Genomic DNA, 9111 nt, shown 5'->3' with positions numbered 1-9111 from the left:
GCTGGCTCAGCACGGCGCCGAGAGCACAGCCCGGCGCCGTCGTCTCAGCCCGACGCCGCCGGGCATCGACCACCGCGGACTGCTCTACAGTGGCCCGTGTGCTGCGACGCCTTCTCTCTCGTGCGTTCTGGTCACTGAGCCGCTGGAGACTCTCCACGCAGCCGGGCCCGGACCGGTCCACCGTGCTGGTCGGCGCCCCGCACACCTCCAACTGGGATTTCGTGCTCATGCTCGCGATCGCCTGGCGGCTGGGGATCCACGTGCGCTGGCTGGGCAAGCACAGCCTGTTCGTCGGCTGGCGCGGCCCGCTGATGCGCGCCCTCGGAGGAATCCCCGTCGACCGCTCGGATCCGAGCCGTGTCGTCGACGACGTCGTGGCCAGGGTGCACGCGGGTGAGGAGTTCTGCCTGGTCGTCACCCCGGACGGCACCCGCAGCGGCAACACCCACTGGAAGTCCGGCTTCTACCGGATCGCGCGAGCCACCGGGATGCCGCTGACTCTCGGGTATGTCGATCGGCCGACGCGGACCACCGGGCTCGGCCCGACCTTTACTCTCACCGGGGATGTCACTGCGGACATGGATCGGATCCGTGCGTTCTACGCCGACAAGGGTGGCGTCCACCCGCACAAGCGGGTCGAGCCGCGACTGCGCGAGGAGGAGCGGGAGGGGTGAGGCGTCGCGAGCGGTCGCGGCCCATCGGCCCGGCACTCACGATCGGTCCCTGTGCTCAACCGTCCTCGGCTCGGCGCTGCGAAGGTGTCGTCCCGGTCGTGAGGTCGAACCGCAACCTCGGCAGAGTGCGGCCCGGGATCGAGCCGCTGGGGGATTCGCCGAGACGGACCGCTCCGAATCGGCGGTAGAACAGCTCGGCCCCGGGGTCGGCATCGAGCACGAGGCTCCGGAATCCTCGCGCCGTCGCGAGGGCGAGGGCGTCCTCGAGCAGCACGCCGCCGATACCGTGCCCGATCACCTCGAGATCGACGAAGAGCGCGGAGAGCTCCCCGTGCGCAGGAGAACCCGCGAGGCGGTGGTAGCCCAGGATCCGGGTGTCCTGCACCGCAACCCGCACCGTGCCCGAAGTGCACATCTCGGGGGTCACCGTCAGCTCGTCCCGGCACGCCCGGAGGAACTCCTCGTCGTATCCCCAGTGGCTCTTGGAACGCAGGGCCAGAGCAGAGATCTCCTCGGCCTCTTCCGCGCGGGCCTGCCGGACGACGATGTCGGTGCGCATGGGTTCGACCCTGGCCCGTCCAGTCTCGGCGGAGGCGGTGCGGCGCTCCGATCGCGTGCCCGCGCATCATGGCCACGTCGCGACGAAGGGTCTACCGTGACGGGACATGAGCACTCTGCGGATGGATCACATCGGTCTCATCGTCGAGGACCTCGACGCCACGATCCGCTTCTTCTCCGAGCTCGGACTGGAGATCGAGGGACGGGCAGAGGTCAGCGGTGACTGGTCCGAGAGGGTCACGGGACTGGCGGGCATGCACACCGAGATCGCCATGCTCCGCACCCCGGACGGAAGCGGCCGGATCGAGCTCTCCCGGTTCTCCTCCCCCGCCGCCGTCGGCGGTGACCGGCCGAAGGACGAACCCCATGGCCTGGGCTACCGCTCCGTGATGTTCGAGGTCGACGACGTCGACGCGACGGTCGCGCACCTGCAGCAGCACGGAGGAGAGCTGATCGGGGAGATCGTGCAGTACGAGCAGGCGTATCGCCTGTGCTACCTGCGCGGGCCGGAGGGGATCATCGTCGCTCTGGCAGAATCGGTCGGCTGAGGCGTCACCACGAAGGACTCGACGACCACCGGCGCCGTCCCGCTCCGTCCGCGTCAGTCGGGGCGGTCCGTGGCGCGCGCCGCGCCGGCCGTGCTCGTGGGGTCTGCGACAGGAGTCGAGCCGGGGTCGTCCGCGGTGGCGAGCCGTGCTCGGCCGCGTCGGTCCCAGTCGATCAGGAGGCGCAGGAACAGTCCGCCGGCGAGCACGCCGCCGACGAGGTCACTGGCCCAATGCCAGCCCAGCATGAAGGAGACCGTCACGGAGTTGACCGTGATCACGCCGACACCCCAGCACAGCAGCCGCACCACCCGCGGGGAGGCGCTGCTGTAGCAGGCGATCAGATACACGGCTGCGCCGTAGATGAGCACGGCCTCCGCGGCGTGCCCGGAGGGGAAGCTGATCCCTTCGGACCCCATCTCGAAGTAGCCGGCCTGGAAGAACCGCGGGTCGCGATCGTAGGTCACTCCGCGCGCCAGCAGGATCTTCATCCCGCCGACCCCGATGAGGAAGGCGGCCTCGGTCAGGAGGGTGAACACGATAGGACGCCAGGTGCGCCGACGCCGCGCGAGCACGATCGCGATGACGGACAGGATGGGCAGGCAGACCGCGTTGCTGGCGATGCGGTCCAGGACGTTCTGCGCGAACCAGATCAGGTCGGGCTCGAGACGGTAGAGCCACATCTTGGCCAGGAACAGGTCCAGCTGCTGCAGGGGGCCTCCGGCGATGAGGATCACCGCGAGCAGACTTATCCCGAGCGTCCACGGGGAGGTCAAACGGCCGATCCAGCTCCCGCCCCGAGCCTGGAACAGGCCGCGGTCGAGCGGTGAGTCGATCGGGGCGTCGGGGGACCTCTGAGAATCGGCGACCATCGCTGTGAGAGTCTAGACGGCTTCTCCTGACCAACCAGCGCGCAGAGGCCTACTTCACGCTCAACTGCTGGGTCAACAGGACGAAACGGGCAGTTCGTCGCCCCCGGCGCGATGCTCTCCTCGACGCAGGATGATGGGAGCACCGCACTCCGCAGAGGAAGGACGCAGACATGCAGCTGCAGCACAAGATCGTGATAGTCACCGGAGGGGCCTCCGGCATCGGCGGGGCCATCACTCGGGTCCTCGCCCGGCGCGGCGCGAAGGTGGTCGCGGTCGACCTCGACGCGGAGGCCGGCGCGCGGCTGACGAGCGAGTTCGGTGACGAGGTCACCTTCCTGGAGGGCGACGTGGCGCGGAAGGGGACCGCCGACCTCGCCGTCCGCACGGCCGTCGAGCGATTCGGTGGGCTGACGGGGCTGGTCAACAACGCCCACGCCTCCCGTCAGGCGCCCTTCGTCGATCTCACCGAGGACATGTGGGACCTCTCGTTCGCGACCGGTTTCACCGCGACCCGCACTTTCATGCTCGCGGCCCATCCGCAGCTGGCGCGCTCCGGCGGTTCGATCGTGAACTTCGGCTCAGGCGCTGCGCTCGTCGGTCAGCCGACGCAGGCCGCCTACGCCGCGGCGAAGGAATCGATCCGCGGACTTTCGCGGGTGGTCGCCAACGAGTGGGCGGGAGACGACATCCGCGTCAACGTGGTGTGCCCGATGGCGATGACCGAGGGCGTCGAGGCATGGAGCAGATCCTCGCCGGAGCTCTACCAGGCCTCGCTCGCGAAGGTGCCGCTGGGGCGATTCGGCGATCCGGAGGCCGACGTGGCCCCGATCGTGGCGTTCCTGCTCTCCGACGACGCGGCGTACATGACCGGCCAGACGCTCATGGCCGACGGCGGCGCGAACAAGCTGTACTGAGCGAAGCGCGGGATCTCCGAGAACTAGCGCATCAGTCGGCGGAACAGCCGGTGCGCCGTCCGTCGGCCGACGCGCTTGCCCACGGCTTCGGGTCCGCGCTGCGCGGCGCGCACGTCCCCGCGCGCCCGGCGCGCTCTCAGCAGCCAGTTCAGCAATGCGACCTGCTGGCGGTCCGTCGGGAGTCGACGGCCTCACGTCGTGGCCGTCTCCTCGCGCCAACGTGTCACACCGGCATCGGGAGCGCAATCCCCGACAGCCACCCCTCCTCCCGTCGGGAGCGCGGTGCCGCTACTTCACGTCCTGACCCATGGTGGAGACCATGGTGGTGGAGGTGGTCGGGGCCGTGGCTCCGCCGGTCCGGGAGGACAGGGTGCCGGCGAGCCACGTGGCCAGGCGGGTCAGGAGGTAGTTGATGACGATGAAGATCAACGCCGCGACCACGAGGGTCTGCAGGATGTTCGAGTACCCGGAGCCGAGCTGGCGGGAGTACTGCAGCAGCTCGTAGAAGCCGATGAGGAAGCCCAGGGCAGAGTCCTTCAGGATGACCACGAACTGGCTCAGCAGCGAGGGCAGCATGGCAGTGAGCGCCTGAGGGACCTCCACGATCCGCAGCGACTGGTTGCGTGTCATGCCGACGGCGGCTGCGGCTTCCCGTTGGCCCTTGGGAAGTGACTTCACGCCCGAGCGGATGAGTTCGGCGATCACCGCCCCGTTGTAGACCGTCAGGCCCAGGATGACCGCGAAGTAGGCGGAATCCTCCGACGCGATCATTCCCGTGGGGGCGATCTGGCGCGAGAGGAAGAAATACAGGAAGAACATCATCACGAGCACGGGCACGGCGCGGAAGAACTCGACGACGACGGCGGAGGCCCCACGGACGATGGCGAACGGGGCCAGGCGCAGGAATCCGAAGATCAGACCGAAGATCATCGCCGTCACCACGGCGATGCCGGAGGACTGCACGGTGAACTGCAGGCCCGGGAGGTAGTAGTTCGCCCACGCGTTGCCGTTCAGGGCGTTCACCCAGTGCTGCGGAGCCAGCTGGCCCTGGCTGTCCAGTTGCATCAGCACCACGGCGACCACGACGAGGACGCCGGCGAGCGCCAGCAGGTTGGCGAGGAGAACAGTGCGCCGGGCGCGGGGACCGGGCGCATCGAACAGGATGCCGGGCTGGGCGCTCATCGTGCCACCGCCAGCTTGTCGGAGAGCCAGGTGGTCGCGATCCCCATCGGGATGACGAGGAGGCAGAAGCCGATCGCGATGGTGAGGAAGATGTAGATCATCAGATCCGGGTTGAACTCGATCATCGTGCTCATCAGGCCGGAGGCCTCCGCCACGGAGGCCGCGGCGGCCACCGTGGTGTTCTTGGTCAGGGCGATCAGGGTGTTGCCCAGCGGGGTGATGGCGCCGCGCAGCGCCTGCGGGAGCACCACGATCCGCGCGGCCGGGAGGAACGTCAGCCCGATGGCCCGGGCCGCCTCCACCTGGCCCAGCGGCACCGTGTTGACGCCGGAGCGGATCGCCTCGCAGACGAACGACGCGTGATAGAGCGTCAGGGCGATCACGGCGTAGGTGAAGAAGTTCAGGTCGAAGTCGTCGAAGAACTCGATCTTCAGCTGCCCCCACACGGCGAGCACGCCGAGCACCATGATGATCGTCAGCGGGGTGTTGCGCACGACGTTGATGTAGGCGGTGCCGAGGGTGCGGAAGGACGCGACCGGGGAGATCCGGAACAGGGCCAGGATCGTGCCCAGGACGAAGGAGCCGGCCGCGGCCAGGAGCATCAGCTTGATGTTCATCCAGAAGGCGCCGAGCACATCGTATTCGGCGAAGAGTTCAAAGAATCCGTTCATGCGCTTCCTGTCTCGGTGGCCTGCGGCCGGGGGTGCACCGCGGGCGAACGCCGGAGGACGACGACGGAGGCGGCGAGTCGGACAGGTGCCCGACCCGCCGCCGATCCGGGGTCCGGGTCAGTCGTCGCAGGATTCGAGCTCGGACTCGGGGCCCGTGTTCAGCTCCTCGTCCGGGGTGTAGCCGGTGCCCTCGGTGGCGGCGTCCAGAGCTTCCTGCCACGCACCGTCGTCCTTCATCGTCGTGATGGCCTCGTTGATCGCCTCGCACTGCTCGGAGCCGGTGGGGATGCCGACGCCGTAGCGCTCCACGCTGAAGGGATTGCCGACGATCTTGAACTTCTCGGCGTTCTCCGGGGTGGCGGCGAGACCGGCGAGGATGATGTCATCGGTGGTGACGGCATCGACCTGACCGGACTCGAGGTAGGTCACGCACTCGGCGTAGCCTCCCTGCTCGACCAGCTCCACGCCCTGGGAGTACTCGTCCTTGATCTTCTGTGCCGAGGTCGAGCCGGTGACCGAGCACAGGTTCTTGCCGTCGAGGGTCTCGGGGCCCGTGATCTCCTCCTCGTCGGCGCGGACCAGCAGGTCCTGGCCGGCCACGAAGTAGGGGCCGGCGAAGTCCACGCGCTCGTCCCGTTCGGGGGTGATGGAGTAGCTCGCGAGGATCATGTCGACCTCGCCGCCCTCCAGCGCGTTCTCACGGTTGGCCGACGGGGTCTGGACCCACTCGATCTGGTCCTCGGAGTAGCCCAGTTCACCGGCGACGTACTTGGCCACTTCGACGTCGAAGCCGGTCGGGTCGCCGTCGCCCTCGCGGAAGCCCAGGCCCGGCTGGTCGTACTTGATCCCGATTCGAACGCCGTCACCGCCACCGCCGTCGGAACCGTCGCCGCCACCGCCGCCGCCGCCGGACTGGGACGGCGAGCAAGCGGTCATGACGAGAACGGCCGATGCGGCCAGTGCCGCTGCGGAGATGAGCTTGGTGCGCATGATTCCTCCAGGTGTGAGGGGAGAGCCGGATGAGGCAGAGTGCTGCGATCAGTGCGCCAGGATCTTCCCCAGGAAGTTCTTGGCGCGTTCGTGCTGCGGCCGGGTGAAGAACGATTCGGGGTCGGTGTCCTCCAGGACGAACCCTTCGTCCATGAAGATCACGCGGTCTCCGGCCTGGCGTGCGAAGCCCATCTCGTGGGTGACGACGACCATGGTCATGCCCTCCTGGGCCAGCTGCACCATGACGTCCAGGACCTCCTGGACCATCTCGGGGTCCAGGGCGGAGGTCGGCTCGTCGAAGAGCATGACCTTCGGCGTCATCGCCAGGGCCCGGGCGATGGCCACCCGCTGCTGCTGACCGCCGGAGAGCTCGGCGGGCATCTTCTTGGCCTGCTGAGCGACCCCGACGCGTTCCAGCAGCGCCATGGCCTCCTCGGTGGCCTGGGCCTTCTTCAGGCCCTTGACCTTGATCGGGCCCACCGTGACGTTCTCCAGGATCGACTTGTGGGCGAACAGGTTGAAGGACTGGAACACCATTCCGACGTCGGCGCGCAGCTGCGCGAGGGCCTTGCCCTCCTCCGGGAGCTCCTTGCCGTCGATACGGATGCTGCCGCCGTCGTCGATGGTCTCCAGCCGGTTGATGGTGCGGCACAGGGTCGACTTGCCGGAGCCGGACGGCCCGATCACGATCGCCACCTGACCTTCCGGGATGGTCAGGTTGATGTCGCTGAGGGCCTGAAAGGACCCGAAGTGCTTGGTGACGTTCGTCAGTTCCACGAGGGCGCGCTTCTCGGCGGCGGTGCCGGACGGGGCGCCTTCGGGACACGGTGTGCTCTGCGTCATAGCGGCGAGACTATAGGTTCTGCACGACTGTTCATCGTGGTCGCAGGACCCTTGATCAAATCGTTGCCTGCCCGGAGCGATCCGGGCGCCACGAGGGAGCGAGGCCCCGGCGCCGCGCTCGAGTCCGTCGACATCGGTGAGGGGTATGCCGACCCTTCGCGCCCTACCCGCTCCGGGGCGCCGCGCCCGGGGCAGCGGTCGGGCCGAGCACCCCACCGAGGACGAACCCGGTCCGACGGTCGTAGTCCTCCCGTGACGGATGGGTCCCGTGCTTGAGGGCGAGGCCGTTGTCCACGATGAGGGCATGCAGGTCGTCCCGGCCGAATCCCGCGGCGAGCACGTCGGCCGTGCGGCCCGCCTCGATCAGCTCGTCGTAGATCTCGCCTGCGGCGTGGCAGATGGCCATGAGCTGCTCGGAGTGGGGGAACTCCTGCAGGAGGACGTCATTGACCGCGGGCCGGCGGTACTGCAGGTCCCGGATCGCGCCGAGATAGTGGGCGATCCGCTCCGCCGCGTCGTCGATCGATCGCGTGGCCTCGATGATGCGGTGCAGTTCTTTCGCGACCACCTCGTCGATGACCGCTTCGATCAGTCCGACCCGCCCCCCGAACCGGTTGAAGATGGTCGCCTTGCTCACGTGCGCCGCCGCCGCGACGTCCTCGAGCGGCACGGAGAGCCCGCACTCCCGGAACACGTCGAGTGCAGCGACCCGGATCCGGTCCGCGTTGCGACGGGCATCGGTGCGCAGCGCAGGCGCCCTGCGGGACTCGACCACCATTCCCCCTCTCTTCTACCCATGAGGGTCTTCACCGACAGAGAACTTGACCTATGCAGTCAAGTTTACCTAGCGTAGGCCGCACGACAAGTTGACTCACCGAGTCAACTTCTGTCGGGCCGAGGAGGACACCCCCCCCCCGCCACCTCACCACACCAGGTCCGTGACCGGGCCTCCACGGAAGGACACCGCCATGATCATCGTCACCGGAGCGACCGGCACTCTGAACGGCGCCACCGTCGAGCATCTCCTCCAGCGCGTTCCCGCCGCGGACGTCGGCGTGAGCGTGCGCGATCCCGGCCGCGCGAAGCATCTGGCCGAGCGCGGCGTCCGCGTGCGCCAGGGGACCTACGACGATCCCGCGGCGCTGCGCCACTCCTTCGCCGACGCGGAGCAGATCCTCCTGGTCTCCTCGAGCGATCTCGCCGCCGACGTCCTCGCGCAGCACCGCACGGCGATCGACGCCGCCGTCGACGCCGGCGCCCAGCGCATCCTGTACACGAGCGCGCAGGGAGCCGGTTTCGACACGCCCTATCCTCCGCACGCGATCCACGCCGCCTCGGAAGCACACCTCGCCGCCTCCGGGGTCGCGTGGACCGCGCTGCGCAACGGATTCTTCGGCGACCTCGAGCAGATGGTCGGCCCCTGGCAGGAATCCGGGAGGATCACCAGGCCTGCCGCCGGCCCGTTCCCCTGGGTCGACCGGCGTGATGCCGGGGAGGCCGCCGCGTCGATCCTCGCGGGCGAGGCGACCTTCGACGGCCCCGTCGACGTGGTCCCGAACGCGCCGGTGACCTTCGAGGACTTCGCCGCCGCGGCCTCCGAGCTGACCGGCCGCACCATCGAGCGCGTGGTGGTCGACGACGAGCAATGGGTCAGCGACGAGGTGGCGAAGGGCGTCCCGGAAGAAGCCGCCCGCTTCATCCTCACGATGTTCCAGGCGACCCGGACGGGATTCTTCGCCCACGGCGACCCCGTGCTCAACCGGCTGCTGGGACGGGAGCCGCGCAGCATCACCGATCAGCTGGCGGACCAGCTCGCCCGCTGAGGCGGCGACTCAGGCCGCGGTCAGGACCCGCCCGAGGAC

The 9111-nt window shown here is 68.8% G+C and carries 11 protein-coding genes; 4 read left to right on the top strand and 7 right to left on the bottom strand.

The window, feature by feature from the left end; translation table 11 throughout:
* The first annotated feature begins 98 nt into the window (after window positions 1–98).
* Window positions 99–674 (top strand): 1-acyl-sn-glycerol-3-phosphate acyltransferase, encoded by a 576-nt coding sequence (locus JOF43_RS16470; protein ID WP_209904031.1) that lies wholly within the window; start codon window positions 99–101, stop codon window positions 672–674.
* Between the two features lie 55 nt (window positions 675–729).
* Here JOF43_RS16470 and JOF43_RS16465 read toward each other — a convergent pair whose 3' ends face one another.
* The gene (locus JOF43_RS16465; protein WP_209904029.1) at window positions 730–1233 is read right to left on the bottom strand and encodes a GNAT family N-acetyltransferase; all 504 of its coding nucleotides are present in this window, start codon (window positions 1231–1233) and stop codon (window positions 730–732) included.
* A gap of 106 nt (window positions 1234–1339) precedes the next feature.
* On the opposite strand from JOF43_RS16465, the gene JOF43_RS16460 reads away from it, so the two are divergent.
* Entirely contained in the window at window positions 1340–1780 is a 441-nt protein-coding gene (locus JOF43_RS16460; protein ID WP_209904027.1) for a VOC family protein, read from the top strand.
* Between the two features lie 53 nt (window positions 1781–1833).
* Here the strand turns inward: JOF43_RS16460 and JOF43_RS16455 are convergent, their stop codons facing one another.
* Window positions 1834–2649: a phosphatase PAP2 family protein gene (locus tag JOF43_RS16455; protein ID WP_209904025.1), complete on the bottom strand. Its 816-nt coding sequence runs from the start codon at window positions 2647–2649 to the stop codon at window positions 1834–1836.
* Between the two features lie 170 nt (window positions 2650–2819).
* On the opposite strand from JOF43_RS16455, the gene JOF43_RS16450 reads away from it, so the two are divergent.
* Window positions 2820–3563, top strand: coding sequence for an SDR family NAD(P)-dependent oxidoreductase (locus tag JOF43_RS16450; RefSeq protein ID WP_209904023.1), 744 nt, complete (start codon window positions 2820–2822; stop codon window positions 3561–3563).
* A 288-nt stretch (window positions 3564–3851) separates the two neighbouring features.
* Here the strand turns inward: JOF43_RS16450 and JOF43_RS16445 are convergent, their stop codons facing one another.
* From JOF43_RS16445 to JOF43_RS16425, 5 genes are all read right to left on the bottom strand, one after another.
* Window positions 3852–4745: an amino acid ABC transporter permease gene (locus JOF43_RS16445; protein WP_209904021.1), complete on the bottom strand. Its 894-nt coding sequence runs from the start codon at window positions 4743–4745 to the stop codon at window positions 3852–3854.
* Entirely contained in the window at window positions 4742–5416 is a 675-nt protein-coding gene (locus JOF43_RS16440; protein WP_209904019.1) for an amino acid ABC transporter permease, read from the bottom strand. The genes JOF43_RS16445 and JOF43_RS16440 overlap by 4 nt, the downstream gene beginning before the upstream one ends.
* A 117-nt stretch (window positions 5417–5533) precedes the next feature.
* A complete protein-coding gene (locus JOF43_RS16435) occupies window positions 5534–6406 on the bottom strand; it encodes a glutamate ABC transporter substrate-binding protein (RefSeq protein WP_209904017.1) in 873 nt (290 codons plus the stop codon).
* A 48-nt stretch (window positions 6407–6454) separates the two neighbouring features.
* Window positions 6455–7249 carry an amino acid ABC transporter ATP-binding protein gene (locus JOF43_RS16430; RefSeq protein WP_209904015.1) on the bottom strand — a complete coding sequence of 265 codons (795 nt, stop codon included), beginning with the start codon at window positions 7247–7249 and terminating at the stop codon, window positions 6455–6457.
* Window positions 7250–7412: 163 nt separating this feature from the next.
* On the bottom strand, window positions 7413–8027 hold the full coding sequence (locus JOF43_RS16425; RefSeq protein WP_209904013.1) for a TetR/AcrR family transcriptional regulator: 615 nt from the start codon (window positions 8025–8027) through the stop codon (window positions 7413–7415).
* 190 nt (window positions 8028–8217) lie between these two features.
* Here JOF43_RS16425 and JOF43_RS16420 point away from each other — a divergent pair, with 190 nt between their 5' ends.
* Entirely contained in the window at window positions 8218–9072 is an 855-nt protein-coding gene (locus JOF43_RS16420; protein WP_209904011.1) for an NmrA family NAD(P)-binding protein, read from the top strand.
* Window positions 9073–9111 lie beyond the last annotated feature (39 nt).

The organism is Brachybacterium sacelli, assembly GCF_017876545.1.
GTDB lineage: Bacteria > Actinomycetota > Actinomycetes > Actinomycetales > Dermabacteraceae > Brachybacterium > Brachybacterium sacelli.
The sequence above is the reverse complement of the archived record's forward strand: the minus strand, read 5'-3'. Positions and strand labels throughout refer to the sequence as shown.

Bases quoted from the DNA above. Each gene is read 5' to 3' on its own strand.
- JOF43_RS16425 (WP_209904013.1), bottom strand. From the start codon at position 8,027: ATGGTGGTCGAGTCCCGCAGGGCGCCTGCGCTGCGCACCGATGCCCGT.
- JOF43_RS16450 (WP_209904023.1), top strand. From the start codon at position 2,820: ATGCAGCTGCAGCACAAGATCGTGATAGTCACCGGAGGGGCCTCCGGC.
- JOF43_RS16420 (WP_209904011.1), top strand. From the start codon at position 8,218: ATGATCATCGTCACCGGAGCGACCGGCACTCTGAACGGCGCCACCGTC.
- JOF43_RS16455 (WP_209904025.1), bottom strand. From the start codon at position 2,649: ATGGTCGCCGATTCTCAGAGGTCCCCCGACGCCCCGATCGACTCACCG.
- JOF43_RS16465 (WP_209904029.1), bottom strand. From the start codon at position 1,233: ATGCGCACCGACATCGTCGTCCGGCAGGCCCGCGCGGAAGAGGCCGAG.
- JOF43_RS16440 (WP_209904019.1), bottom strand. From the start codon at position 5,416: ATGAACGGATTCTTTGAACTCTTCGCCGAATACGATGTGCTCGGCGCC.
- JOF43_RS16460 (WP_209904027.1), top strand. From the start codon at position 1,340: ATGAGCACTCTGCGGATGGATCACATCGGTCTCATCGTCGAGGACCTC.
- JOF43_RS16445 (WP_209904021.1), bottom strand. From the start codon at position 4,745: ATGAGCGCCCAGCCCGGCATCCTGTTCGATGCGCCCGGTCCCCGCGCC.
- JOF43_RS16430 (WP_209904015.1), bottom strand. From the start codon at position 7,249: ATGACGCAGAGCACACCGTGTCCCGAAGGCGCCCCGTCCGGCACCGCC.
- JOF43_RS16435 (WP_209904017.1), bottom strand. From the start codon at position 6,406: ATGCGCACCAAGCTCATCTCCGCAGCGGCACTGGCCGCATCGGCCGTT.